This window comes from Acinetobacter tandoii DSM 14970 = CIP 107469 (assembly GCF_000400735.1).
GTDB classification, from domain to species: Bacteria; Pseudomonadota; Gammaproteobacteria; order Pseudomonadales; family Moraxellaceae; genus Acinetobacter; species Acinetobacter tandoii.
Window position 1 is genome coordinate 266,411 of sequence record NZ_KE007371.1, and the last position, 25,739, is coordinate 292,149.

Consider the following 25,739-nt stretch of genomic DNA (forward strand, 5'->3'; position numbering starts at 1 on the left):
TTTTGCTCATCAACCAACGTTCGGCTAAACATGGTGACGTTCTGTGCAAGGGTATGCACCATCTTAATAATCTCTAGACATTTTTAATTAATTAAATAATAATGATTATCATTAACAATATGTGACTTTTTTGCGAGGTTTGCTCATGCAACAAGCAACTTTAGGTACAGAAGCCATTCGAGCATTTTTCACCTTACAATGTTGTTGGTTAAATAATGAAGAAATTTACTTAGAACAAGGCTGCTTACATTGCGGTTCAGCCGCAACTTATCTAATTTATTTTACCAATACGCATATTCAAAAACGCTTACTGGACTTTATTGCACAATACAGCTGTGTCTATAACCATGGTTTAGATTTACTTTATGTCGAAAATTTTGAACAGCACTACAATGACTTTCTGCAGATTTTGGAAAAAGATATAAATGTTTATGCACGCCAGTATCAGGATCTTCCAAGGCAATATGCTTTCGAATCCATTGATTCAATTTTTGAATGTCCCCTTGCCTGGGCTTGCTAAATCATCCCAAGTAAAGGTGTTATGCACAGGGTACTAACACCTCGTAGGAAGTTTTTAAAGTAAATTGACTGCCAATAATGCCAATAGTGCAGGCACCGCCTGAATATAAATAATCTTTTTACTGGCGGTCAAACCACCATAAATCCCTGCCGCCAATACACAGCCTAAAAAGAAATTTGCCAAAGCTAAGGCATAGCTTTCTGGTGCGCACAATGACCAGAATAGACCTGCTGCCAAGAAGCCGTTATACAGTCCCTGATTTTGTGCCATAACCTTGGTCAATTGGGCTTTTTCAGGAGTGTTGCCAAAGGCTTTCAAGCCATAGGGTTTATCCCATAAAAACATTTCTAGCACTAAAATATACACATGCAAAACTGCAATGAGTCCCACTAAAATTTGTCCGAGCATTTTTATTTTCCTTCTTTGTTGTTTTATCTATGATGGTAAAAGTGAGCCTTTCGGCCCACTTCAACCTTCAAAATTAAGGTTTAAATAACACTTTACCTTGGCGTGCTGCTTGAGTTGCTTTTTCTGCTGCTTGCGACACCTGATCAAAGGTATAAACTCCTTCGACAGGCAGGGTCAGTTTCTGCTGTGCCGCGAGCGTTAATAATTCAGCCACCAAAGCTTTTTTACGTTCCGCAGGCATGTGCTGATTCACTACACTCGCCCAAAATCCTTTGATTGTGGCTTGTTTAAAGATTAAATCGCCCGACTCGATCTGCATGGTTTCACCCGTCATGCTACCGAAGGAAACCAATAAGGAATTTTCACCCAATAAGCTCAACAACTCACCGCTGGCTTTACCTCCAATCGAATCGACCCCAACCATCAATGGCTGATCACCTTGAATAGCTTTGACTTGGGCTTTCCAATCGGTTTGATCGGTTGCCACCACATTTTGAATGCCTAAAGCAGTCATTTCGGCAACAGCTTCTTGACGACGCACCAAGTTAATCACATGAATGCCACGTGCTTGTGCCACCATCGCTATGGTTTTACCTACTGCACCATTGGCAGTATTTTGAATCATCCACTGACCTGACTCTAAGTTGGCAAAATCCAATAACATTAAAGAACTGAGAGGCATGGCAATAAGTTGTGCGGCCAATTCGTCTGGAACCGCATTAGGTAAAGGAATCAGTGCTGCTGCGGGTGCTAGACAATATTCTGCCCAACTGCCATGAATGCCCGCGACCGAAACACGCTGTCCCAATTCAAAACCCGTGACGCCTTCACCCAATGCATCAATTACTCCAACTGCTTCACTCCCCCCAATGGCAGGTAATTCAGGCTTATAGCCATAGCTGCCACGGACTGTCCACACATCATGGTTATGAATCGGGGATAAAATCACTTTCAAACGGACTTGCCCTGCTTTTGGCTCAGGTTGTGGCATGTCTGCTTGTTCTAATACATCAACTGGTTCGCCAAAACGACGATGGATAATACTGCGCATGGGTTAATCCTTGATGGGTTGTAAAAGGTTGTGTGTGGTTTCAAGCGCCAAATGCAAAGGGGCTTTGTCTTGTGCCAATTTAGCCAGCAAGGCTGCACCCAACCACAGTTGATACATCACTTGCGCCATTTTTACAGGCTGAATATGTGCAGGAATGGAACCTTCCTGCTGTCCTTCCTCAAGCAAAGTCGCAACGCGTTCGGTTAATTTATTTACGCCAAAATTCAGGATTTGACGCATATCTTCAGACAAGTCTGAAACTTCTGCCGCTAATTTCACAATCAGACAGTTTTCTGCCCAACCGCCATGAATCGGGTCTTCAATCCACGCTTGCCATAACGCCATCAATCGCGCATAGGCACTGCCATCGGTCAGTTGCCACAACTGCTCTACCTGATTTTTATAGTCCGTGATGTACTGCTCTAACAGTGCACAACCAAAAGCCTCTTTCGACGCAAAATAATGGTAGAACGAACCTTTCGGCACGTCACAGGCTTTTAAGATTTCTTGTAGCCCTACCCCAACAAAGCCTTTCTGTAATACCAGCGGAAAACTGGTGTCGAGAATATGCTGGCGGGTGGCTTCACTTTTACTTGATCGTTTCATGAGCTGACTATATTTAAATATTAGACCAGTCGTCTAGTTAATTTATGTAACTTAGATTGCATTACACTTTCGAGAAGTAGCCACTGTGGCAAATGAATGTTAATAATAGCGAGCTATACTCTGCTGCATTGTTCAGGGATAATTCATCCGTCATGATTTGTCGTTTAAAAATTCAGATCACTGACTTGAACAATTTTAAAGCGCTATCATATAAGTTTCTATTTGCACAATAATTGAGATGTTTTCATGAGCCAAAGTCATATCCGTATTCGAGGTGCACGTACCCACAATTTAAAAAATGTGAGCCTCGATATTCCCCGCGACAAGTTTGTGGTGATTACGGGACTCTCAGGTTCAGGTAAATCTTCTCTCGCTTTCGATACCTTATATGCCGAAGGTCAGCGTCGCTATGTAGAATCACTATCTGCCTATGCGCGTCAGTTTTTATCGCAAATGGAAAAACCTGAGGTCGATTCGATTGAAGGTTTAAGCCCAGCGATTGCCATTGAGCAAAAATCTACTAGCCACAACCCTCGCTCGACAGTAGGCACCATTACTGAAATTTACGACTATCTACGTCTACTTTATGCACGTGTCGGTACGCCTTTTTGCCCTGAACATGACCTACCAATGGTGGCACAAACCATTTCGGAAATGGTCGATGCAGTCAAAGCCCTTGAAGAAGGCACAGCCCTGATGCTACTTGCACCTGTGGTACGTGAACGCAAAGGTGAATACAGCAACCTGTTTGAACAACTGCAAAGCCAAGGTTTTGTTCGTGCGCGTGTAGATGGTGAAATCATCGATATTGATTCACCCCCTGAACTGGACAAAAAGAAAAAGCACACCATTGAAGTGGTGGTTGACCGTTTTAAAGTCCGTGATGACCTCGGCAACCGTATTGCGGAAAGTTTTGAAACTGCCTTACGTTTAGGTGGTGATATTGCAGTATTGTCATGGATGAAAGGCGAACATCCTGACCGTGTTTTTTCAGCCAAGCACTCTTGCCCTGAATGTGACCGTGCTGTAGCAGAACTGGAACCACGCTTATTTTCCTTTAACAATCCCTTTGGTGCCTGTCCTGTCTGTGATGGTTTAGGTACGCGTAGCCATTTCAGTGCCGATAAACTCATTCCAAATTCAGAACTGTCGATTAGTCAGGGTGCCATTCGTGGTTGGGACAGACAACGCCCCTATTACTACAGCATGATTCAAAAAGTTGCCGACCATTTTGAATTGTCACTCGATACCCCGTGGAACGAGCTGGATAAAGACACCCAGAAAAAGTTTTTATACGGAACAGGCAAAGAAAAGGTCGATTTGAGTTATATCGACGAACGTGGACGCAAGCACAATCGGGTACAACCTTTTGAAGGGATTTTACCGCACCTTGAGCGTCGTTACCGTGAAACCGAGAGTAACTATGTGCGCGATGATTTGGCACAGTATTTATCCAATGCGGCTTGTGATGCCTGTGGTGGTTCACGTTTAAACGAAATTTCCCGCAATGTGCGTGTCAAAGATAAAACCATTGCTGAAATCACCAAAATGTCGATTGGCGATGCGGAAGCCTATTACCAAACTCTGAATTTAACTGGTGCTAAAGGCGAAATTGCCGACAAGATTTTTAAAGAAATTCGTGAGCGTCTACACTTCCTCGTTTCTGTCGGATTGAATTATCTTAGTCTGTCGCGTTCGGCAGAAACCCTGTCGGGCGGTGAAGCACAGCGTATTCGTCTAGCTTCGCAAATTGGTGCAGGCTTGATGGGCGTAATGTACGTGTTGGATGAGCCATCGATTGGTCTGCATCAACGTGACAATGACCGTCTACTGGAAACCTTAGTGCGCTTGCGTGACCTCGGCAATACCGTGTTGGTGGTCGAACATGATGAAGATGCGATTCGTGCAGCCGATCATATTATTGATATTGGTCCAGGTGCGGGCGTGCATGGTGGTGCGATTATTGCCGAAGGCACAGCAGATGAATTGGCACGTCATGAAGATTCACTCACAGGGCAATATCTGTCTGGAAAACTCAAAATTGCTGTGCCTAAACAGCGTACGCAACCGCCACGTCCTGATGAACAGATTAAACTCATGGGTGCAGCGGGACACAACCTAAAAGATGTTGACCTCACCATTCCACTGGGTGTGATGACCTGCGTCACAGGCGTGTCGGGTTCAGGTAAATCAACGCTGATTAACCGTACCTTATTGCCATTGGCTGCCACCCAACTCAATGGTGCAACCACCCTCACTGCGGAGAAGTTCGACTCGATTGATGGCCTACAATTCCTCGATAAAGTCGTAGATATTGACCAAAGCCCGATTGGACGAACCCCACGTTCCAACCCTGCCACCTATACAGGTTTATTTACCCCAATTCGTGAGTTGTTTGCGCAAACGCCAGAAGCCAAAGCTCGCGGTTATGCGGCAGGTCGTTTCTCCTTTAACGTGAAAGGCGGACGCTGTGAAGCCTGCGAAGGCGACGGTATGATTAAAGTCGCCATGCACTTCTTGCCAGATATGTATGTGCCCTGTGATAACTGTCACGGTAAACGCTATAACCGTGAAACTTTGGAAGTCGGCTACAAAGGCAAAAACATTTCCGATGTATTGGACATGACCGTTGAAGATGCGATGCATTTCTTCGATGCCATTCCAGTCATTCACCGTCGTTTAGAAACTCTGAACCAAGTAGGTTTGGGTTATATCCGTTTAGGACAGTCAGCAACTACACTGTCTGGCGGTGAAGCTCAACGGGTAAAACTGGCACGTGAGTTGGCAAAACGCGATACAGGTAAAACCTTATATGTACTGGATGAACCGACTACAGGTCTGCATTTCCATGACATTGCCAAGTTGCTCGACATCCTGCATGAGCTACGTAACAAAGGGAACACCATTGTGGTGATTGAGCATAATTTGGATGTGATTAAAACCGCAGACTGGATTATTGACTTAGGTCCTGAAGGTGGTGCGGGTGGCGGTCAGATTATTGCCGAAGGTACACCCGAAGAAGTGGTGAAAAATAAAATTTCACATACAGCAAGGTTCTTAAAACCGTTGTTGAAGTGATTGTAAAACCCTCCCCCTCTTTTTAATTCCCTCCTTTCCCAAAGGAGGGTTAGGGAGGATTTTTTCCGTAAGATAATTATGCTAAAACAGTGACTCATTCACCGTTCTTTATTTTATATAGATGAATTACCTAGAAATAATAGATACAACAATAAAAATTGGTTTAGGGGCACTGATCACTGGTGTCATAGCGCATTTTAACCAAAAAGCAAACATTTCAGCTTCCGTTACCAAAGAGAATCTTTTATATCATCGAACTATACTGACAAATATTTCTAAAGATGTTGAAGAAATTAATCATTTGATCTTAAAGATTTGGGCTATTTTTGAATTTGAAGTGAAGCAAATACCTATTGATCAAAACAAAATCTTTGAAAGACTCGATCCATTACGAAAATCTCTTTTTAATGACTTTAACCTGCTAAGCAAAAATGAAGGTTTGTTATTACTTCACGGATTCACTGAACAACAAGAAAAGTTAAGAATCTATGGTGAATTATTAGGACAATTTAATTCATATACATTATTTAGAAATGGCTCTGTAGACACACAAAACACGGCTGAATATAAAATAAAAATATTAGAAGCAAGAAAAGACTTATATCAAAGTCTAAATAAAGCACTCTCCCAATGACTTAATTTAGATGAAACCCAATCACATGACAGGCGACATGGATGTCGCCCGTTTGAATGTACTCAAAGGACTGAGCATCAGTCAAACACAAGGGTTTTGTCACTTTTGTCCAGTCAAAAGTGAGGCAACTCCTACGAAACTAAAATCAAAACTGCTATTTGAATATGAGGACGTGGTAAAGAATCAAACGGATATTCAAATCACTTAACACCAAAATCTAAATTCTATTTCTCAATTTAAATTCAAATCACGTAAAATCCGACTCGGCTTTTATCAAAACAGAAGCCCTATGACTTTTCAATAACTCAATTACATTATCAAAATCATGAAAGCATTTCTTCTCAGCATGTCTTTGGGACTTGTGTCCCTACACACCTTCGCCGATGGCTATATCAATGAAAATATGGTTGTTTTCACTTCAGAATCGGATGGCAGTGATGATCCATGGCAAGACCATCCCAAATGCACACCCAGTATTCAAGCAGGCGGTTCTTCAAAATCATGGCTAGTGCAATATTTCTACTCCGACCAAAGCCCCTTAACCTCTGGATTTATCACTACACAAAAGCCTTCGAACAAAGCCAGCGAATGCGAACATCTGGTGCATTTTCCAGATCAGGTGCAAGGGTCAGGGACATTCGAAAGTTATTATCCGAATGGCAAAATACGCAGCCACATTGAATATGAAGATGGCAGTTATCATGGCAAACTCATTTTTTGGCATGCCAACGGTTTAAAAGAACAAGAGTCAACGATGAACTACGGCATTCCAGATGGGGAGTATCGTATTTGGCACCCGAATGGACAATTAGCACTGTCCATGAAATATAAAGATGAGCTACAAAATGGAATGAAACAGCGTTGGTATGCCGACGGTAAACCGTGGACCTATGTCCGTTTTGAAAATGGCGTGATGCGTGGTGAACTCAAGCAATGGTTTCACAACGGCAAATTGGAACGTCGCGGAGAATACCGTAATGGTCTCAGACAAAACCGTTATGAAATTTGGTATGAAGATGGCACACCTGAAGCTGTTTTAACCTATGATGCAGGCAGTATTGTCCAAGCCCAATGTTGGAACGAAGCTGGCAAACCTCGTGCTCGCAATAGTTGTCTTAGCAGCTATCAAGATGAAGAATAATTCTAAATAAACACTTATTGATGCGGTGATAAGTCTAACCTTGTACCGCATTTTTCCCTTTCGCCTTCGCTTTAAATAAAGACTGATCGGCTTTATGAAATAACTCTAACCAACTGGCGCCGCCAATGGCATAGCCCGCACTGACAGAGACATGTAAATCGGGGGCTAGACCCACCTGCATATTTGTCTTATCTACATCACGACGAATCTGATCGGCTATGCTCAGCGCTTCAACATCGTTCATTTGCTCAAGCAAGACCAAAAATTCATCGCCACCATAACGCACAATTAAATCCGTGCTACGCACATGGGCTTTTAAAATATTGGCCACCATCTGAATCACTTTGTCGCCAATCATATGCCCATACTGATCATTCACTTGTTTAAAATCATCAATGTCAATCACTATCAAACCCAGCTTTTCGAGTTTTTTTGGCTGATTTTCTAAGTGCCGAATATAACTCTCTAAAGCCAAACGATTCGCTACGCCAGTTAAAGCATCAGAATTGGCAATATTTTTTAATTGAAACTCTAAAGCATCTCGTTGTTGCAACATACTTTCTAATTTACGTATTGCGGTAAACAGTGAGTCTACCCCTGAACCATGCTGTAATGTTTCAGCTATCTCAAGCTTTGAGCCTTGGGACAAATTTAAAATCGTTTCTCGCGCTTGAATTAACGGTTCAAAAACCCTACGACGCGCGTAGATCATGGTGAATAAAGCAGCAAACAAGGAAACAGTGGTCACAAAAAGGGTCAGAAAAAATTGACGTTGCGCCTGTAATTTCTCTCGTTCTGCCACTTGCAAACTATAATCTAAAATATAGGTTTGCAAATTCACAACAGAACTGAATTTATCGACGATTTTCTTGGTTAACTCGGTCCCCGACAGTCCATAAGGTCGACTCGAAAGGCTGTCTTGTATCAAATGTTGTACCGTACTAATCCCCTGTTCAAGAAAGTCCGTTCTGACTTTGTCATGTAATTGCATGAATTCAGCAGTTTTATCTTGTTCAGGCAAGACGGTATTCACCAAATCCCATAAATAATGTGCCTGATGCTGGGTTTGTAAAGAACGTGCCAAATTGGTATCTGGCATTTTCTGTTTAAACGTTACTGGGGCAATCACATTCGAAGCCACACGCCCCGCTTGATCACGTAAATCCGCTAAAATTAAAATCAAGGTATAATAATTCGAGGTATGCTCATCAAGGTTTTGTGAGTGAATTACCATATTTTTCAATACATTATGACTTGCATCCCATGCCGAGAACATCTGTAAAATGGCGGCATCCAATTGTTCCATATTGCGTTGTGAACGGGGCAAAGCCGCATACGAATCTACCGCCTCACGCCCTTGTTGTAACTGTGGTTGTAATTGCGTCACAATTTCAATCGCTTCAGTACTAAATCCCGTTTCTTTCAGACGTAAAATAGTACTCTGAATATGCTGATCCACACCTCGACGATATTCAACTAATTCTTGTAGGTTTTGTGCATAATCTTCAGGGGTACTCGACATGACTTTGTTGCTGGGTGCACGTTCACGTGAAATTTTATTGGATAATTCGGCAACTGCACGGAGACTCTGAATCTCTGTTAAGGAAAGCTGTGCATGCTGGTAATTTTGGTGGCTTTTAAAAATAAGGGGTACGGAAATAAACAGTAACGAAAGTACAATGACCAACATTGCACCCAATAATCGCTGACTTATATTTTCTGCACGTAATCTTGCCATGAATATGATTAAATTTCTCTACGTTGCGTCTTTATAGTTAAACCACAACCTTTATAAAAGATGCAACTCTGCAAATGATATTTTAATTTGTTAGTTTGACTTCGTGTTGAGGTATTTAAATTTAACATAAACAATTAAGCACTCGTAAACAAACTTAGGCTGCTTTCATCTCATTACCTCGTCTATTGTATGTCTTTTATTTTTATAAATAAGGAAAGATACCAAGTTTATCTAAAGCATCTAGGGTGAGCTGTTTACGCATTGCCAATTGCTGCTCATTCTGTATCTGCATATTTAAAGCAAAGGCCAAAATTTTGCCATTGGGCTGTTCCACCCATCCCACATACTAACCCACCTGAGGTTTTACATCGGCTCCCCATCCTGACTTAGCATACAATTTAGCAACACCGCGTCGCTCCACATAAAGCATTTCCTTTACCTCTTGTTGCACATGTATATCAAAAGGTAAAGTCTGAGTCGCAAGTCTGTAAGCAAATTCAGCTTCTTGTTGTGGTGTGATTTTTAAGGGTCCATCTAACCAAAACCGATCAACCTGTGTCCCAATCTGAGCATTTCCATAATCGACACGATGAAGCTCTTTTTGCATCAGTGGTAGACCAATTCGTCGCGCTAAGGTTTGATAGACGGGAACTGCCGAGACTTGCATCGCCTCTGCCAAAGTCATATCCCGTTCCCAACTTTTCAATGCACGTGCTTTTCCATCCCATACAAATACTTCAGTGGTCGTGGTTTTATGCTGCTGCAAACCAATTAAAGCATTTAGTATTTTAAAAGTTGAAGCTGGTATATAGGCAGTTTCGGCACGATGCAAATCATTGCCAAAACGCTGTAATTTTTCCCCATCATAAGTCACAAAGACCACGGCGCTATCCACTGCTTGAAACATATGATTCAACTCTGCTAACCGTGGTTGTTGCATCATCAATGGCTGTTGCATTTGATCTTTCAGAGTTTGCTGACTGCATGCACTTAACAACATCCAGCTTAAAACTGAACAAGATATCGTTTTTAACATCCACATCCTGATTTGTCCTCTTATTTTTAGACCTATCATAGCCAGATTTTGACCAAACGGAATAAATTCCTTTGAATTTGTTTACTTTTGATCCATTATGGTGCATAATGCACAAAATTAGGGCGTTTTTAATTTCATCCTCAGCAGATATTTTTAAATTTCCCTGTTTTTTGGCAAAAAAAATCCCAGTTTATTTATTTAAACTGGGATTTTTTTTGCTTATGCAATTAAATCTCAACATTAAATTCACGTAAATCTAAAGAATAATTGCACTATATTGGTGCATAAATAATGCAAATACTGGCTTGATTTGTTATATTTATACTCACCCTACACCCCTGAAAAAATGTAATTAGATCAGTTGATGACTCTTAATCCTCCTCATCTGTGGCCTATGCAATACATTAATTCTTCTCTGAATGTTGATATTTTCAAGTTATAAATCATGTTTTTAAAAGCAAAAAAAAGCCCAACCTTGGGGAAAGTTGGGCGATAAACTAAAAACTTTTTGTGGAGAATCAGGCAAGTATCACACTATTTACATGAAACATGATCTGATTACTCAATTATTATGTCCCTCTTTTGTTCAGAAGTAAAGCCGATTAAATTACTTTGTTTTATATAAAGACACATTTAATACAAATTTCGAGAATTAAGTCACACTAATAAGTAAAAATAGCTTATAAAAAAGCCAATTGTTACATTTTTCGCAATATTTAATGAAATTTTGAACAAAAATTTGGAATGAATTACAAAATTTTGCTTCAATTTAATGAAATTTATCATTGTTTTTGTCAATTATTTTTAACAAATTAATTCTTTTTTACAATCAAAAAGCCATCTTATTTCGCACTGTTATTGTGCCAAAAATTTAGAAAAGAATGCACTTATTTAATTGTTATCCTTGTCTTTTTTTAAAGGTTGACACATTTTTTTCCATTTGTCTAATTTCTGTACATCTTTTTTTTAGGTGAAAACCCACTGCACTCTGTAACATACACTTAATTGACTAAATAAATTGTTACAATACAATGCCACTTGTTTAATCCATTCTAACAAACTGGTAACACTCATGAAAAAACTCGGTTTAGCCACTGCTTTATTATTAGCCATGACCGGTGCTCAAGCATACCAATTCGAAGTACAAGGTCAGTCTGAGTACATCGATACTACTGTAAATGACAAAGACTTTACTGGTGGTGTGCAAGGTACTTACTACTTTAAAGATGTAGATTCTTCTAAAGGTCCTTTAGCTGAAGCAGCTTTCTTAAACCAAGCGTCTAATGTTTCTTTGGCATACAACTATGCTGAATTAGGTTCGAACGGTTTTGATGTTACTGCTCACAACTATGGTGCTAAAGCTGAAGCTTATGTACCAACTAAATTTGTACCTGTATATGCAAGCGCGTCTTACAGTCATACAATTTTAGATGCGAAAAATAACCAAACTGCCGCTCTTGAAGACAACGGTGACCGTTATGCATTGGAAGTTGGTGCTTTAGCTACTCCAAACTTCTTGGTTGCTGTAGGTTATACTAGCGCTGCTGATCAATTTGCTTTAGATGCATTTAATGTAATGAGCAAAGGTGTGGTTAATGCCGTAGGTGAAACTGCAACGATTGATGAAGACCAAGATGCAATCACTGCACGTACTAAATACGTAGGCAACATTGACGGTACAAACATGTCAATCGGTTTTGAATCTGGCCTTGTTTACGGTGATTCAACTGCATACCAATTAAAAACTGACCTTTATTTAAATCCTAAATTAAGTGTTGGCGCTTCTTATGCTGAATCTAGTTACGAAGGTACACCTGACTCAGCTTGGGGTGCAAACGTAAACTACTTCATCACTCCAGCAGTTGCTGTAGGTGCGAGTTACGTAAATGCTAACTACCAAGCAGATAAAGGCCAAGCGGTTTCATATGCTGGTGATACACAAACTGTTGGCTTAAATGCTAAATTCCGTTTCTAATTGATTAGACCCTGAATTAAAAAAGGACGCTGCATGCGTCCTTTTTTATGCTTATGCGTTCGGGCTACGCACCAAACTCAAGAAATGTAAATGACGTTCATACTGATCAATAATATCTTGCAGTAAATCTTCCAAGGTCCAGTCCATCACATCATAATTTTGACCACCTTCCCGCAAGAAAACTTCGGCTTGATAAAACGGCTGGTCTTGCTCTCGCGCATCTGCCATGAAACTCGGCGGATGAGTTTCACGTGAAACCACCTGATAAATAAAATTGATTTCATTGTGATGATCAACACGCAGTTGCAATCCCTGTTCGACGGGTCGAATGGTCACTTCAAGTTGACGGCGCTGAAATTCCTTTTGTACTTGTAGAAAAGCATGTTGCACATCTTGTTGTATAAACTGCTCAACTTCTTGTTGGGTATGCGGGTAATGCATAATCAGCCCTAAACGCTGTTGCCAACTGCGTGGATTTTGAATGGCTCGTGGAGTAATCCTTGCTTCTTGCAGTGCTTGCATTTTAGTCAAATCTAAACTGAGCGCTTTGATTAAGCCCCAACTCATCAATAGCATAATCAAAGTAAATGGCAAAGCACTCATAATTGTGGCCGATTGCAATGCCGCTAGGCCACCCGCCATCAAGAGAATAATCGAGAGCAATGCAATTAGAATCGTCCAAAATAATCGCTGCCATAAAGGTGAATTCTCACTTTCTGCAGTTAAATAATCAATCACGAGAGAGCCCGAGTCAGCGGAAGTGACAAAGAACAGCACCACCAATACCGTGGCAATCAGACTCGAAATTTGGACAAAAGGAAGATGGGTCAAAAACTCAAACAATGCTACAGATGAATCACGCTGTACTGCTGCAATTAAGGAGGTTTGCCCATCATGAAGAATACTGAACAGCGCCGCATTCCCCATAAAACCCATCCAGATTAGAGTAAAACCTGTCGGAATAAACAACACACCAACAATGAACTCTCGGATACTGCGCCCACGAGAGACTCGGGCAATAAACATTCCGACAAATGGCGACCATGAAATCCACCATGCCCAGTACATAATCGTCCACCCGCCAATCCAGCCATTGGGTTGATAGGCATATAAATTAAACGTCATGCTAAACAGGTTAGATACATATTGCCCAGCATTTTGAATCGTGGTTTGTAGGATATAAATTGAGGAACTGGCGAAAAAAACGAATAAAAGCAAAACTAAAGCGAGAATCAAATTCAACTCAGACAGTCGCTTAATCCCTTTATCTAGCCCAAAACCGACCGATAAGGATGCTAAAAAGCTGACAAAGACAATCAGCCCCACTTGAATAGCCACACTTTGCTGAATACCGAATAAGTAATTTAAGCCAGAATTAATTTGCGTGACGCCAAAACCGAGTGTAGTGGCTACCCCAAAAATCGTGCCCAAAGTGGCAAAAGTATCAACCGCGTCCCCTACAGGACCATATATTTTTTTGCCAACCAGTGGATACAATGCTGAACGGACTTTTAGCGGCAAATTATGCCGAAAGGAAAAATAAGCCAATGATAATCCCACCAGCGCATAAATAGCCCATGCATGCAAACCCCAATGGAAAAAAGTAATCCGCATCGCTTGCTGTGCCGAGGCTAACGTTTCCCCTTCCCCAGTCGGTGGGCTGACATAATGCATGACGGGTTCAGCCACGCCAAAAAACATCAGCCCAATCCCCATACCAGCGGTAAACAGCATGGCAAACCAAGAGCCTTTACTATATTCGGGGCTGCTATGCTCAGGCCCCAGTTTAATTTTACCCATGTCCGATATGGCAATGAAAATCAATAAAATAAGAAAAAAAGCAACGGCTAAAACATAAAACCAGCTAAAAGAATCAATAATCCATTGATTTAAATGCTTGGTTAAGCGTTCAAAACCGCTTGGATCGAATAAAATGAGCGCCAAAAATAGCGCGATAATCGCAACAGTACTTAAAAATACATTCCGTTTGACATTGGCAAATGGAGACGTCTTGATGGAAGGCATAATTTCCCCCAGAAGATTTTTATAGATGTAAAAAAGATGAAACCAATTCGGTTAATTTCGCGGATCTTATTAAGAAATGAATATGTTAAATTTTAACGATTCTTATTAATGATAATAAATACGGTGAGGCAAAGCAGTTCAATTCCTGTAACGATTTATCGCGTTGCATTATTCATTATTGTGTCGCGGATCATGCCGAATATATTGTAGTGCAATTAGTCTGGAGACAATTAAGGCTAAATACATGACACCACAAAACATTTGCAGCATTGCTAAAATACGTGCGGCGGGCGTCATGGGCATAATATCGGACAGTCCTGTCGCCGACTGTAAACTAAAACTTAAAAATAATAGGTTCAACCAAGATTGTAGACCCGACGTTGGACTTTGAAAACTATGGGGAATCAGAAGTTGGCAAATGTTATATAAAAATGCAAACCCCCAAGCCATCAAGGTAAATACAGCGCCTGCTGCAAACATTTCATCTTTGGTCAAATAACGGTCTGCAAACATATAGCGTACCAAACCATAGGCTGCCAAAAAATAAGCCAAACTTTCAAAACTGTGTGCAATTACCTGTATCGTGATGGTGTCAAAGCCCAATAAAATCAGAAGAGAAAAAATAAAAGCCCCTCCAACAAAGCTTAAGCCCAGAAAAGTATAAACGGGCGTTTGTCGAATTACTTTGGCAATAATTAGTAAAGCCAATACCCCCAGACACCACATAAATGCCCGATATGACAACCCACGGTGTCCCATGATCGACAGCCATAACATACAGAATTGAACCAACAATAACCATGCCGATGGCAATAAACGAAATCCTTTCCAGAAGTCGATCATCACTTGCATATCTGCCTGCCTTATTCAATTGATGGGAACACTTCAAACATTTGTTTGTACTTATTTTTGAGAAATCTTTTATTTTACTTATTCTGTTTTAGCGTATTTAGTGGACTAGGTCTAGCAGGTATTCGGTATTCATTATTTGACAACTTTGAGTACGCAATAAAAAAAGCCCCTGACGGGGCTTTTTTTATTGTTTGATTCAGAATTAGTGATCAGACGCGCCTGAAATACCAACACCTGTCATCGAACGTACATACTGTGCATCAAATGCTTTACGTTCTGCTTGGGCACGTGCAGAATTATCTGTCACAGAGAACAACCAGCAGCAGAAAAACGCCAATGGCATAGCAAAGATTGCAGGACCATTGAATGGGTTGATTGGCGTATCAGAAATACCCAAAGTGTCTACCCAAACTGCTTTCGCTAAGATAATGAGTACCACCGCAGTGATTAGACCCACCAAACCGCCAATTACTGCACCACGTGTCGTTAAGCCTTTCCAGAACATTGATAATACAAGCACTGGGAAGTTCGCACATGCAGCTACAGAGAATGCTAAACCAACCATGAAGGCAACGTTTTGTTTTTCGAACAAAATACCCAAAATCATGGCAAAAATAGCTAAACCTAAAGTTGCAATTTTAGACATGCGAAGTTCAGATTCAGGAGTCGTTTGACCTTTCTTGAATACGTTTGCATACAAGTCATGAGAGATTGCTGAAGCGCCAGACAATGTCAAACCTGCAACTACTGCAAGAATCGTTGCAAATGCTACTGCTGAAATGAAGCCCATGAACAAGTCACCGCCCAATGCATCAGACAAGTGAACCGCAGCCATGTTGTTACCACCAACAAGCTCAAGCTTGCCAGTCATTGCCATTTTCGCAACATCAAGGAACTGTGGGTTGTTCGATACATAAAGGATCGCACCAAAGCCGATGATGAAAGTTAAAAGATAGAAATAACCAATAAAACCTGTTGCCACAACTACTGATTTACGTGCTTCTTTTGCATCTTTAACGGTAAAGAAACGCATTAAGATGTGTGGAAGACCTGCTGTGCCGAACATCAATGCAAGACCTAAAGAAATCGCATCAATTGGATTCGCTGCAAGTTTACCAGGACCCATGATGTTTCCTGCTTCAGCTACAGTAATTTCATGTACTTTTGCAAAAACATCAATCGATTGAGAGAACATTTCAGCGAAGCTAAAACCTACGCCTTTCATGACCATGAATGCCATAAATGAAGCGCCAGATAAAAGCATTACCGCTTTAATAATCTGTACCCAAGTCGTTGCCAACATTCCACCGAAGATTACGTAAGCCATCATCAGAAGACCAACAATCACTACAGCAATGTTGTAGTTCAAACCAAATAGAAGTTTGATCAACTGACCTGCACCCACCATCTGAGCAATCAGATAGAATGCAACTACAACTAATGAACTGATTGCTGCAAGTGTACGTACTGGTTTTTCCGCCAAACGGAATGACACCACGTCAGATAAGTTGAACTTACCTAAATTACGTAGACGTTCAGCCACCAAGAACAATACAACTGGCCAACCCACCATGAAACCCAATGAATACAGCAAGCCGTCAAAACCTGAGCTGAAAACCATTGCAGAAATACCCAAGAATGACGCTGCGGACATATAGTCACCCGCAATCGCTAAACCATTTTGGAAACCTGAAATTCCACCACCTGCTGTATAGAAGTCTGCAGTGTTGGTGGTTTGTTTTGCCGCCCATTTCGTAATAAACAAGGTAAAGCCGACAAAAATGGCAAACATGATGATGGCATGCCAGTTAGTTGCTTGCTGTTCTGCTGCACCTAAGTCTGGACTTGCTAGTGCGACACCTGAAGCCATTAGGGTTGTTGCAGCAACTGTAAGTGCTTTCAATGAATTCCATTTCATCAGTGGTGTCCTTTCTCATGCGCAATTGCTTCAACTTCGCGGATTGCTTCTTCATTTAATGCATCAAGTTTGTTATTCGCGATATACGAATACACACCACATAAAACAAAAGACAATACAATAATACTTAGACCCAATGGCATACCAATTGTGGTAACACCACCACTAAAGGAAGTCATTAAAAACTCTTTGTTATAGCCGACCAACAGCATGAAACCAACGTACACTACTAACATAATGACCGTCAGTGTCCAGCTGAGTTTACTTTTGCGACTGACCATTTCCTTAAATTTGGGATTTTGCAGAATTTGGTTTACCTGAACCTCATCCATAATCTTGCTCCTGTGAAGCGTCCAGCCATAGACGCATTTTTAATTTGAATTATTTCGTATACAAACTTAACAATGTTGTAGGGTTCTTGTAATTTAGACTTTGGTCGTTAAATTTTAAGCAAATCAAACTGCCACGAACTTGAATAGGCTATGATAAGCCCGTAACTCGGGACAATTCAGCACTATGAACAGTTGGCTTATTATTGGTGTTCTCGCACTTTATATCGTATTACTTTTTATTTGCGCTTTCTATGGGGAGAAACACGCAACTCGTCTAAGCACGCGTGGACGGATGCTGTTGTTTAGCTTAACTTTAGGAGTGTATTGTTCTTCATGGACATTTTACGGTGCAACAGGTGCCGCAGTTCGTGAAGGCATTATCTTCCTGCCAATTTATTTAGGCCCTTTACTGTTTGTTGCGCTGGGTTATGACATTTGGCGTAGACTTGGTCGTGTGCGTCAACACCATGCGATTTCTTCAATTGCTGACTTTATGGCAGCACGCTATGGTAAAAGTGGACCTTTGGCTTCACTGGTCACCATTTTAGCAGTGATTGCTATTATTCCTTATCTCGCGCTGCAACTCCGTGCGATTGCTTTAAGTGCAACCGTTATTTTGCAGCAAAACACAGGGTTGGAAAGTACCACCAATAGTGTGCTTTTTCTGACAGGTATTCTGGCTATTTTGGCCATGATTTTCGGAACGCGACAAATCGCCAATACCGAGCAGCATGGCGGATTAATGCTGGCTGTGGCGTTTGAATCTTTCGTCAAATTATTCGCTTTGCTTTGCGTGGCCATTTTCTTCGTTTTTGCTGAACCTGAAAACCTTGGGCAAATTTCACATGATGTCGGCAAAACCTTCAAAGATGTCCAACTCTTTGGCGTACCCGAAACCTTCTGGATTCAAACGCTGTTGGCCGCCTTAGCCATTATCTGTCTACCTCGCCAATTCCATGTTGCTGTGGTCGAACTACGGGATGAAAAACATATTCGTGGCGCGCGTCGCTGGTTTGCCATTTATCTTATTCTCACCACACTGGCGATTATTCCGATTGCCAGTTGGGCATTACATGCTGCACCTGAGTATTTAGCGATTCCCGATGTTGCAGTACTCTCACTTCCGATTAGTTATCAGCAGGATTGGCTCACTATCTTGGCATTTTTGGGTGGATTTTCTGCCTCAACAGGCATGTTGTTGGTGTCATCGGTTGCCTTGTCTATCATGCTCAGTAATGACCTGATCATGCCGGCTCTATGGCGCTTCAATTTTCTTTCTCGACATGATAAACGTATGCCTTTGGTGCTGAAGTTTACTCGTCGGGTCTGTATCTTAGCGGTCATGCTGTTGGGCTTTTTATTCTTTCATTTCTTCAACGATATTGATCAGCTCTCGGTATTTGGCCTATTGGCTTTTAGTGCGGTAGCACAATTTGCCCCTGCCTTAATTGGAGGCTTGTACTGGCGTGGTGGGAGTAAACAAGGCGTTTATGCAGGCTTAATTGTTGGTTTTATGATGTGGGCTTATACCCTACTACTACCCACCATATTACGCAGCTTCCCTGAAGATTACACCACCTTCACCATGCAGTTCTTACTCCATGGCCCATTCGGTCTAAGCTGGTTACGCCCTGAAGCCCTACTGGGTTTTGAATCTTTTGCGCCCTTAACCCACGGTGTCATTTGGGCTTTGGGTCTTAATATTCTGTTATATATCTGGATTTCTCGTATTTTCCGACCAAGCATTGCAGAACAAATTCAAGCAGAAAGTTTCTTTTATTATGAAACCAAACCACTACCTGCTCAAAATACATCTTCTGAAATCAACTATTTACATCATGATGTCGCACGTTTAAAAGTTGCAGACTTAATTACCTTAGCCAAACGCATTACTGGAGATGGACCTACAACCCGAGCTTTTGAACAATTCTGTCAACAAAACAATGTCGTTTTAAATGCCAACAGCAGCGCCAATGGCATGTGGTGGCGCTTTACGGAACAGTATTTGGCAGGCACCATTGGTGCAGCATCTGCACGTACTTTATTGACGACTGCAATGGTCAATAATGGCTTAGCTTTAGGGCAAGTGGCGAACATCTTAGACCAAGCCTCTCAATGGCAACGTTTTAATCAAAACCTGATTATGACCATGATCGACCACATGACCCAAGGTGTGAGTGTTGTGGATGAAAACATGTGCTTAGTGGCATGGAATAATCAATATCTTAAATTATTTGATTATCCTAAAGATCTGGCTTATGTCGGTTGTCCAATTGCCGATTTAATTCGCTATAACGCAGAGCGTGGCGAATGTGGACCAGGGTCGGTGGAAGAACATGTGCGTAAACGTATTCACTGGATGAAAGTCGGCAGTGCACACGAATTTGAACGAATTCGTAAAGATGGTCGTGTCATTCAAATGCGTGGCAATCCGATTGAAGGTGGGGGATTTGTGACCACCTTCGCCGACATTACTGCATTCCGAGAAAATGAAGCGATGTTAGAGGCACGGGTACAAGATCGTACCCAACAGCTTGCGGATGCTTTGACAGAGCAACAGTTGGCACGTGAACAGGCCGATAAAGCCAATATGTCGAAAAGCCGATTTATTGCCGCAGCCAGTCACGACCTGTTACAGCCCATGCATGCTGCACGTTTGTTCAGTACGGCGTTGGAACAAAGTGTTCAATCCGAAGAAGACCGTAAAACCTTACAACAACTGGACCGTGCTTTGCATGGGGCAGAAAGTATGTTGTCGGCATTATTAGATATTGCCCGTTTAGAAGGCGGTACGATTCAACCAAAACGTCAAGCCTATCCATTACATGACTTGTTAAGCGACTTAGAATTACAGTTTAAGTCGATTGCAGCACAACGCGGTATTCAACTACATGTACATGATGCTCAGTTCTGGATTGATACTGACCCGCAATGGATTCGCCGTATTATTCAGAACTTTGTCAGCAATGCGTTACGCTATACTGCCAAAGGACGTGTCATTGTCGGTGTTCTACGTGCTTCAGAACGTCCGCAGCATATTCGGATTGGGGTTTGGGACACTGGACCTGGTATTGCCGAAGAGCAACGAATCAAGCTGTTTCAAGAATTCGAGCGCTGCGGGCATACCTCCCCTTGGGGTGAACAAGGTCTGGGACTAGGTTTGGCGATTGTACAACGCATGACGGGACTATTAGATTATCCAGTACATGTCTATTCCGAGCTGGGCAAAGGTTCTTGCTTCATGATTGAAGTGCCTGTGGTCGCAGCACCTAAGGTCATTGCAACTCCTATACAAGCGGTGCCATTAAAAACTAAAGCCTATAAGATTCTATGTTTGGATAATGATGAAACCATTTTGGAGGGTATGAGCACTTTACTGACCAAATGGGGCTATCAAGTGTTTAAAGCCACTGAACCAGAGCAAGCTTTTGCCTTAATTCAACAAGAAAACATTCAAGTCTGGTTGGTTGACCAACATTTAAATGACGATAAAATGGGGTTGGACTTTATTTTACAAAATCGTCAGGAAAAAGTACCTATCGCACTCATTACCGCAGACTCTGATCCAGAGTTGCCACAGACCTTAAAAGAACTCAATATTGTCTTGTTAAGAAAACCTTTAAAACCTGCATCGCTACGATCGTGGTTATCTGGGTTAAAAATTTCCAGTGACTAAGCATCCTAATACTTACAGGATGGTGTATTCAGAGCATTCTGAATGCATCATTTTGCTTTTAAAATGCCAAATATGACCTTAAGTAAGGACAAAAACTTTTAACTGACTTCATATGCTGCTCTCATATATAAAATTAACTCAATGAAAATTATAAAATTATAAAAAATTAGGGAGTCGTTCTCGCATTTTATTTTTTTGGCTATGGCAGATTCATTCAGGTTACATTAATGCACAGTTGTACACTTAGTTACAAAATTTCAACTTCATCATTTTATTGATATTTATTACTTATTTCCCACCATATACGACTTTAGTCTTATACATTTTCCAAGGCAGAAATTCCATAAATGAGGACATCCCTCGAGCAAAAAATTCACAAGACCAATCGTTCAATTGTCAATGCTCGCCCACATTGCACAAGCTTTCAGGAGACCTCAATGAATATTTCTGAAATGGTTCCACATGATTTACATCAAGCACAACAGTTTCATCGACTTTATGGTGTAAATGCACTATTGCCCGATATTGATTGGAATCATGTTTTTGAACAAAGTAAAATTACCCCCACTCATGTTGAAGCACTAAATACCCTCTATCAAAATGCCGTCCCACTTGCGCTACAAGTTTTTGATGAACTCAATTTTGATGTGTTTACCCCTGCCGAATATAAACCACAAGGGCTAGGACTCTTTGAAAAACTAACTCAACAGGAAGAAAAACTGTTGCAGTTACTTCAGACCGAGACACGTAATTTAAATCCTGCTGTTCGTCACCAAATTTGGAGTATGTTACTTCGCGGAGGTGCTGTACTAGTATTCAAAGCATGGTTAGGTAAAGTCAAAACCAATTTAGACCAATTAGACACCAGTCAATTCGATGAACTGTCCGATCTACTGTTTATTAAAACGCCACCAATGGAATTAGCAAATTGGCTGATGGTCGATGTAAATGATCCATATGATCACATCTTTTTAATGTATGACAATCAAATCTATCTCGACCGCTTCAACAGTTTGGAAACTGCTGCATTGTTTGTAGATTTGGGCGTCTATGACGCTGCATTTTTGAGTCTACGCGATGATCGCGTCGCAGAATATTTAAAATCGAAAGGTTATATTAGCCAAGAACAAATTGATGAATTGGAATGTGCACTCAACCCACTTTATTGTGACAATACCATGCACAAACAAGACTTTTTGGCTTAATGCCGCTTGATACAGATAAAAATAAAGACCTCTAAAAGGTCTTTATTTTTTGTACTTCACAGCATTACATTTTCTTTTCATCAATATTCAGCGCATTAATGGCCAAGACCGCCTGAGTACGATTCTGCACGCCTAATTTACGGAAAATGGCAGTCACGTGCGCTTTAATCGTAGCTTCTGATACATCTAGTTCATAGGCAATCTGCTTGTTGAGCAAACCTTCCGCAACCATCATTAACACGCGGAACTGTTGTGGCGTAAGCGATTGAATACGCTCTGCCAATTCAGTTTCATCTGCTGCACGCGGGTCAAAACTCGTATTGGTTGGCAAATTTGGTGGCAACCAAATTTCACCTTCTAGAACTTGGCGAATCGCCTCACCAATATGACTCGGATGTGCTGACTTCGGAATATAACCCATAGCACCATGCGCAATGGCACGCTGGATAATTGACACTTCCTCATGCGCAGAAACCACAATAATCGGCAGCGATGGGTATTGTGCACGAACATGAACCAATGCAGAAAAACCTGAAGCACCAGGTAAATTTAAGTCTAATAAGACCAAATCAGGTTCAGGACCTTTTTCTAAACGTTCATAAAATTCATTTACTGCGGCAGTCTCATTAATTTGGGCTTGAGGTAAGCTATAGCGAACGGCTTGAATCAAAGCATGACGAAACAACGGATGATCATCAACGATTAAAATATTCATAAGCAGCGTAAGAGATCTAGTGCACAGTAATTCTTATTCTAACCATACATGTGCCCTTAAGGATATGCAAATATTAACTATTTTTTAAATAACTACAAAAAATAGGGAAATCACCCGTATAAAGTTTTTCGAAAAAGGCGAAAAACAAATCTGAATTTACTATAAATCTAATTCTCAGGTTAAAAATCCTTATTCATTTGCAATATAAATTGAGAATTCAACCAATTACTCAAGATTGTTGCGACTCATCTCACCATTTTTAGATATATCTTAAAATCAGATAATGAATCTGTTTTTCCTTATTTTACAGCGCCTTTGCTCCTGTTGATAAATAGTAAACATTCTAAGACTGCTTTTAGGTTATTTACTATGTCATCTTCTCATCAACCCAAACCCCTCAATATTGTCGCTGTTTCAGGTGGTTTAAATACACCATCTAAAACCGAAGCTTTGGTTCAAGAAATTCTGAATGAACTGGGTGAAGCCACGCCAATCAATGTACATTTTATTAAGTTTAGCGAAATTGGACATTTATTAGGGGGCGCTATTTATCGCCATCAGTTACCTCAACGTATCCAAGATGATTTAGCGGCAGTAGAAGCAGCCGATGCATTGATTGTGGGGACTCCTGTTTATCGTGCTTCATTTACAGGACTTTTCAAACATTTCTTTGACTTTGTCGAGCAAACCGCATTAGTGGATGTCCCTGTATTACTGGCTGCATCAGGCGGAAGTGACCGTCATGCCTTGGTATTGGAGCACCAACTACGTCCGCTGTTTAGCTTTTTCCAAGCACAAACGCTTCCAATTGGCGTGTATGCCACAGACCGTGATTTCACTCCAGAATACACCATTCACAGTGAACTGTTGCGTGACCGTATTACTCTGGCTGTTGCACGTGCCTTACCAATTTTGGAATGGGCGCCAGCCAAAGGACAACGTGCCGATGTCATCAAAGAAAAATCCCAACATGCTAATCAAACTTTGGGCATTAATACGCAAATTGAACAGGCCGAAGTTTTACCTTCTGCCGCAGTACCAAGTTTAGATGCGGCTGAGTCTCGGCTCCATGCAAAAAAACCGCTACAAAGCCATGTTGCATAAAAATTAAACCTTTTGAGGGTCTCCGCATGACACAACATAATGACGTTCTTTTTGCTTATTGGGTGCCCAATGTCAGTGGTGGCTTGGTCGTTAGTGACATTGAACAGCGTACTGACTGGAGTTATGAGTACAATGTCCGTTTGGCGCAAACGGCTGAGCAAAATGGCTTTGCGTATGCACTGACTCAAATTCGCTTTACCGCTGGTTATGGTGCAGAAAATCAACATGAGTCGGTGAGTTTTAGCCATGGTCTCTTGGCTAAAACAGAAAAACTCAAAGTTATTGCTGCGATTTTGCCTGGTCCCTGGAAACCTGTTTTAGCTGCGAAACAATTAGCCACGATTGATCACTTATCGCAAGGACGCATTGCAATTAATGTGGTCAGTGGATGGTTTAAAGGTGAATTCGATGCCATTGGGGAAGAATGGCCCGAACATGATCAACGTTATGCACGTTCAGAAGAATTCATTCGGAGCCTCAAAGGAATTTGGACACAGGATCATTTTAGTTTTCAAGGCCGTTACTACCAATTTAATGACTACACCTTAAAACCAAAGCCTGTGCAGCAACCTCATATTGAAATCTTTCAGGGGGGCAGCTCTCGTGCCGCACGTGATATGGCTGCCCGCGTTTCGGACTGGTATTTCACCAATGGCAATACCGTCGAAGAACTGAAAAAACAAATCGATGATATTCGCGAGAAAGCCAAACTAAATGGTCATCAGGTCAAAATTGGGGTAAATGCCTTCATTATTGCCCGTGATACAGAAGAAGAGGCTCAAGCAGTATTACAGGAAATTATTGCCAAGGCCAATATTTCAGCCGTTAATGCCTTTGGTGACGCCACACGTGAAGCAGGCGCTGCAACGATAGAAGGCGAAGGCAACTGGGCAAAATCGACTTTTGAAGACTTAGTTCAATATAACGATGGGTTTAAAACCAATCTGATTGGTACACCTGAACAGATTGCCCAGCGAATCATTGAGTTAAAACACGTGGGGGTTGATCTGGTTTTATCTGGCTTCTTACATTTTATTGAAGAAGTCGAATACTTCGGCGCAAAGGTGTTGCCTTTGGTCCGTGAACTTGAAGCACAACATCGTGTACAAGCAAAGTCTGCTTAATTATTGCATTACAATTTAAGCAGACTGGTTTCATGTACCTATAACAACAATAACATGGCAACACCAAATTTCCCCTGAGGCTCGGCTTAGGGGATTTTTTTGGGATAAAATAAAATTTAATTCGCCGTGATATCCGTTTAAATACTTGGTCTTAGAATACTCTAGAACTTTGCATATATTCTGCAGTTACCTGATTCAAACTGTCCAAAATCTGGTCTTTTTGACCCGTCTGAATTACATTGCCCAGTTGCAACATATAATCCAATAGCTGCTGTTTGGCGGCTTGGGCAAACTCAGATGTGACCGCTTGATCTTCGTAGAGTAAAACGTAATTTTTAGCAAACCCGTAAATTAAAAATAAAGCGGTTTGTTCAGATGAATCTATGGCAAGTGGAATACTTTGCTCACAAAGCTGTTTGAGTTTTTTGAAGGCATCAGTGCCCAAAGAGAGCGTTTGGAATTGGGTCAAAATAGATTGAAAAATCATTTGAAAAGATCCTCACAAAAAGAAAATCTACAGATTTCAATCTGACTCGTCAACTTAAAAAATTTATACTTACATCTTCTTTCCAAAATCTTAAAAATAATTCGTTTTAACCAG

Annotated in this window: 20 protein-coding genes and 1 pseudogene; 10 read left to right on the forward strand and 11 right to left on the reverse strand. The window is 41.2% G+C overall.

Features of this window, described 5'->3' with window-relative positions; all coding sequences use genetic code 11:
* Positions 1-145: 145 nt before the first annotated feature.
* The gene (locus tag I593_RS16960; RefSeq protein WP_016168796.1) at positions 146-520 is read left to right on the forward strand and encodes a hypothetical protein; all 375 of its coding nucleotides are present in this window, start codon (positions 146-148) and stop codon (positions 518-520) included.
* Positions 521-574: 54 nt separating this feature from the next.
* Here I593_RS16960 and I593_RS16965 read toward each other — a convergent pair whose 3' ends face one another.
* From I593_RS16965 to I593_RS16975, 3 genes are all read right to left on the reverse strand, one after another.
* Positions 575-928: a DUF1304 domain-containing protein gene (locus tag I593_RS16965; RefSeq protein WP_016168797.1), complete on the reverse strand. Its 354-nt coding sequence runs from the start codon at positions 926-928 to the stop codon at positions 575-577.
* A gap of 73 nt (positions 929-1,001) precedes the next feature.
* The gene (locus I593_RS16970; RefSeq protein WP_016168798.1) at positions 1,002-1,979 is read right to left on the reverse strand and encodes a zinc-binding dehydrogenase; all 978 of its coding nucleotides are present in this window, start codon (positions 1,977-1,979) and stop codon (positions 1,002-1,004) included.
* Between the two features lie 3 nt (positions 1,980-1,982).
* Complete coding sequence (locus I593_RS16975) at positions 1,983-2,585, reverse strand: TetR/AcrR family transcriptional regulator (RefSeq protein ID WP_016168799.1); 603 nt, start codon at positions 2,583-2,585, stop codon at positions 1,983-1,985.
* 246 nt (positions 2,586-2,831) lie between these two features.
* On the opposite strand from I593_RS16975, the gene uvrA reads away from it, so the two are divergent.
* The 4 genes from uvrA to I593_RS16995 all read left to right on the forward strand — a co-directional run bounded on the left by uvrA (position 2,832) and on the right by I593_RS16995 (position 7,438).
* On the forward strand, positions 2,832-5,663 hold the full coding sequence (gene uvrA, locus I593_RS16980) for an excinuclease ABC subunit UvrA (RefSeq protein ID WP_016168800.1): 2,832 nt from the start codon (positions 2,832-2,834) through the stop codon (positions 5,661-5,663).
* 121 nt (positions 5,664-5,784) lie between these two features.
* Positions 5,785-6,297 carry a hypothetical protein gene (locus I593_RS16985; RefSeq protein ID WP_016168801.1) on the forward strand — a complete coding sequence of 171 codons (513 nt, stop codon included), beginning with the start codon at positions 5,785-5,787 and terminating at the stop codon, positions 6,295-6,297.
* Between the two features lie 10 nt (positions 6,298-6,307).
* Positions 6,308-6,505, forward strand: a complete 198-nt coding sequence (locus I593_RS16990) for a hypothetical protein (protein WP_016168802.1) — start codon at positions 6,308-6,310, stop codon at positions 6,503-6,505.
* A 138-nt stretch (positions 6,506-6,643) separates the two neighbouring features.
* Positions 6,644-7,438: a toxin-antitoxin system YwqK family antitoxin gene (locus I593_RS16995; protein ID WP_026440929.1), complete on the forward strand. Its 795-nt coding sequence runs from the start codon at positions 6,644-6,646 to the stop codon at positions 7,436-7,438.
* A gap of 34 nt (positions 7,439-7,472) precedes the next feature.
* Here the strand turns inward: I593_RS16995 and I593_RS17000 are convergent, their stop codons facing one another.
* Both I593_RS17000 and blaOXA read right to left on the reverse strand, forming a co-directional pair.
* Positions 7,473-9,176 carry a GGDEF domain-containing protein gene (locus tag I593_RS17000; protein ID WP_016168804.1) on the reverse strand — a complete coding sequence of 568 codons (1,704 nt, stop codon included), beginning with the start codon at positions 9,174-9,176 and terminating at the stop codon, positions 7,473-7,475.
* A 202-nt stretch (positions 9,177-9,378) separates the two neighbouring features.
* A pseudogene (blaOXA, locus tag I593_RS17005) lies at positions 9,379-10,218 on the reverse strand (OXA-1036 family carbapenem-hydrolyzing class D beta-lactamase).
* Positions 10,219-11,284: 1,066 nt separating this feature from the next.
* On the opposite strand from blaOXA, the gene omp33-36 reads away from it, so the two are divergent.
* Positions 11,285-12,187, forward strand: coding sequence for a porin Omp33-36 (gene omp33-36, locus I593_RS17010; protein ID WP_016168806.1), 903 nt, complete (start codon positions 11,285-11,287; stop codon positions 12,185-12,187).
* Positions 12,188-12,238: 51 nt separating this feature from the next.
* Here the strand turns inward: omp33-36 and I593_RS17015 are convergent, their stop codons facing one another.
* From I593_RS17015 to I593_RS17030, 4 genes are all read right to left on the reverse strand, one after another.
* On the reverse strand, positions 12,239-14,212 hold the full coding sequence (locus I593_RS17015; RefSeq protein ID WP_016168807.1) for a BCCT family transporter: 1,974 nt from the start codon (positions 14,210-14,212) through the stop codon (positions 12,239-12,241).
* Between the two features lie 168 nt (positions 14,213-14,380).
* Entirely contained in the window at positions 14,381-15,064 is a 684-nt protein-coding gene (locus I593_RS17020) for an ion channel (RefSeq protein ID WP_016168808.1), read from the reverse strand.
* Positions 15,065-15,266: 202 nt separating this feature from the next.
* The gene (locus tag I593_RS17025; RefSeq protein WP_016168809.1) at positions 15,267-16,982 is read right to left on the reverse strand and encodes a cation acetate symporter; all 1,716 of its coding nucleotides are present in this window, start codon (positions 16,980-16,982) and stop codon (positions 15,267-15,269) included.
* Complete coding sequence (locus I593_RS17030; RefSeq protein ID WP_016168810.1) at positions 16,982-17,314, reverse strand: DUF485 domain-containing protein; 333 nt, start codon at positions 17,312-17,314, stop codon at positions 16,982-16,984. Before I593_RS17030 ends, I593_RS17025 begins: the two co-directional genes overlap by 1 nt.
* Before the next feature lie 184 nt (positions 17,315-17,498).
* Between I593_RS17030 and I593_RS17035 the strand changes: the two genes are divergently transcribed.
* Both I593_RS17035 and I593_RS17040 read left to right on the forward strand, forming a co-directional pair.
* Positions 17,499-20,990 carry a hybrid sensor histidine kinase/response regulator gene (locus I593_RS17035; protein WP_016168811.1) on the forward strand — a complete coding sequence of 1,164 codons (3,492 nt, stop codon included), beginning with the start codon at positions 17,499-17,501 and terminating at the stop codon, positions 20,988-20,990.
* Positions 20,991-21,427: 437 nt separating this feature from the next.
* On the forward strand, positions 21,428-22,195 hold the full coding sequence (locus I593_RS17040) for a hypothetical protein (protein WP_016168812.1): 768 nt from the start codon (positions 21,428-21,430) through the stop codon (positions 22,193-22,195).
* 64 nt (positions 22,196-22,259) lie between these two features.
* Here the strand turns inward: I593_RS17040 and I593_RS17045 are convergent, their stop codons facing one another.
* Complete coding sequence (locus tag I593_RS17045; RefSeq protein ID WP_016168813.1) at positions 22,260-22,910, reverse strand: response regulator; 651 nt, start codon at positions 22,908-22,910, stop codon at positions 22,260-22,262.
* Positions 22,911-23,279: 369 nt separating this feature from the next.
* Between I593_RS17045 and msuE the strand changes: the two genes are divergently transcribed.
* Positions 23,280-24,014, forward strand: coding sequence for an FMN reductase (msuE, locus tag I593_RS17050; protein ID WP_016168814.1), 735 nt, complete (start codon positions 23,280-23,282; stop codon positions 24,012-24,014).
* A 26-nt stretch (positions 24,015-24,040) separates the two neighbouring features.
* Positions 24,041-25,138, forward strand: coding sequence for a dimethylsulfone monooxygenase SfnG (gene sfnG / locus I593_RS17055; protein WP_016168815.1), 1,098 nt, complete (start codon positions 24,041-24,043; stop codon positions 25,136-25,138).
* A 151-nt stretch (positions 25,139-25,289) separates the two neighbouring features.
* On the opposite strand, the gene I593_RS17060 is transcribed toward sfnG, so the two are convergent.
* Positions 25,290-25,625 carry a hypothetical protein gene (locus I593_RS17060; protein ID WP_016168816.1) on the reverse strand — a complete coding sequence of 112 codons (336 nt, stop codon included), beginning with the start codon at positions 25,623-25,625 and terminating at the stop codon, positions 25,290-25,292.
* Between the last annotated feature and the right edge of the window lie 114 nt (positions 25,626-25,739).

Bases quoted from the DNA above. Each gene is read 5' to 3' on its own strand.
- I593_RS17020 (WP_016168808.1), bottom strand. From the start codon at position 15,064: ATGCAAGTGATGATCGACTTCTGGAAAGGATTTCGTTTATTGCCATCG.
- sfnG (WP_016168815.1), top strand. From the start codon at position 24,041: ATGACACAACATAATGACGTTCTTTTTGCTTATTGGGTGCCCAATGTC.
- I593_RS17025 (WP_016168809.1), bottom strand. From the start codon at position 16,982: ATGAAATGGAATTCATTGAAAGCACTTACAGTTGCTGCAACAACCCTA.
- uvrA (WP_016168800.1), top strand. From the start codon at position 2,832: ATGAGCCAAAGTCATATCCGTATTCGAGGTGCACGTACCCACAATTTA.
- I593_RS17015 (WP_016168807.1), bottom strand. From the start codon at position 14,212: ATGCCTTCCATCAAGACGTCTCCATTTGCCAATGTCAAACGGAATGTA.
- I593_RS16965 (WP_016168797.1), bottom strand. From the start codon at position 928: ATGCTCGGACAAATTTTAGTGGGACTCATTGCAGTTTTGCATGTGTAT.
- I593_RS17030 (WP_016168810.1), bottom strand. From the start codon at position 17,314: ATGGATGAGGTTCAGGTAAACCAAATTCTGCAAAATCCCAAATTTAAG.
- I593_RS17035 (WP_016168811.1), top strand. From the start codon at position 17,499: ATGAACAGTTGGCTTATTATTGGTGTTCTCGCACTTTATATCGTATTA.
- I593_RS16985 (WP_016168801.1), top strand. From the start codon at position 5,785: ATGAATTACCTAGAAATAATAGATACAACAATAAAAATTGGTTTAGGG.
- I593_RS16990 (WP_016168802.1), top strand. From the start codon at position 6,308: ATGAAACCCAATCACATGACAGGCGACATGGATGTCGCCCGTTTGAAT.
- I593_RS17060 (WP_016168816.1), bottom strand. From the start codon at position 25,625: ATGATTTTTCAATCTATTTTGACCCAATTCCAAACGCTCTCTTTGGGC.
- I593_RS17000 (WP_016168804.1), bottom strand. From the start codon at position 9,176: ATGGCAAGATTACGTGCAGAAAATATAAGTCAGCGATTATTGGGTGCA.
- I593_RS17045 (WP_016168813.1), bottom strand. From the start codon at position 22,910: ATGAATATTTTAATCGTTGATGATCATCCGTTGTTTCGTCATGCTTTG.
- I593_RS16970 (WP_016168798.1), bottom strand. From the start codon at position 1,979: ATGCGCAGTATTATCCATCGTCGTTTTGGCGAACCAGTTGATGTATTA.
- I593_RS16995 (WP_026440929.1), top strand. From the start codon at position 6,644: ATGTCTTTGGGACTTGTGTCCCTACACACCTTCGCCGATGGCTATATC.
- I593_RS16975 (WP_016168799.1), bottom strand. From the start codon at position 2,585: ATGAAACGATCAAGTAAAAGTGAAGCCACCCGCCAGCATATTCTCGAC.
- omp33-36 (WP_016168806.1), top strand. From the start codon at position 11,285: ATGAAAAAACTCGGTTTAGCCACTGCTTTATTATTAGCCATGACCGGT.
- I593_RS16960 (WP_016168796.1), top strand. From the start codon at position 146: ATGCAACAAGCAACTTTAGGTACAGAAGCCATTCGAGCATTTTTCACC.
- msuE (WP_016168814.1), top strand. From the start codon at position 23,280: ATGTCATCTTCTCATCAACCCAAACCCCTCAATATTGTCGCTGTTTCA.
- I593_RS17040 (WP_016168812.1), top strand. From the start codon at position 21,428: ATGAATATTTCTGAAATGGTTCCACATGATTTACATCAAGCACAACAG.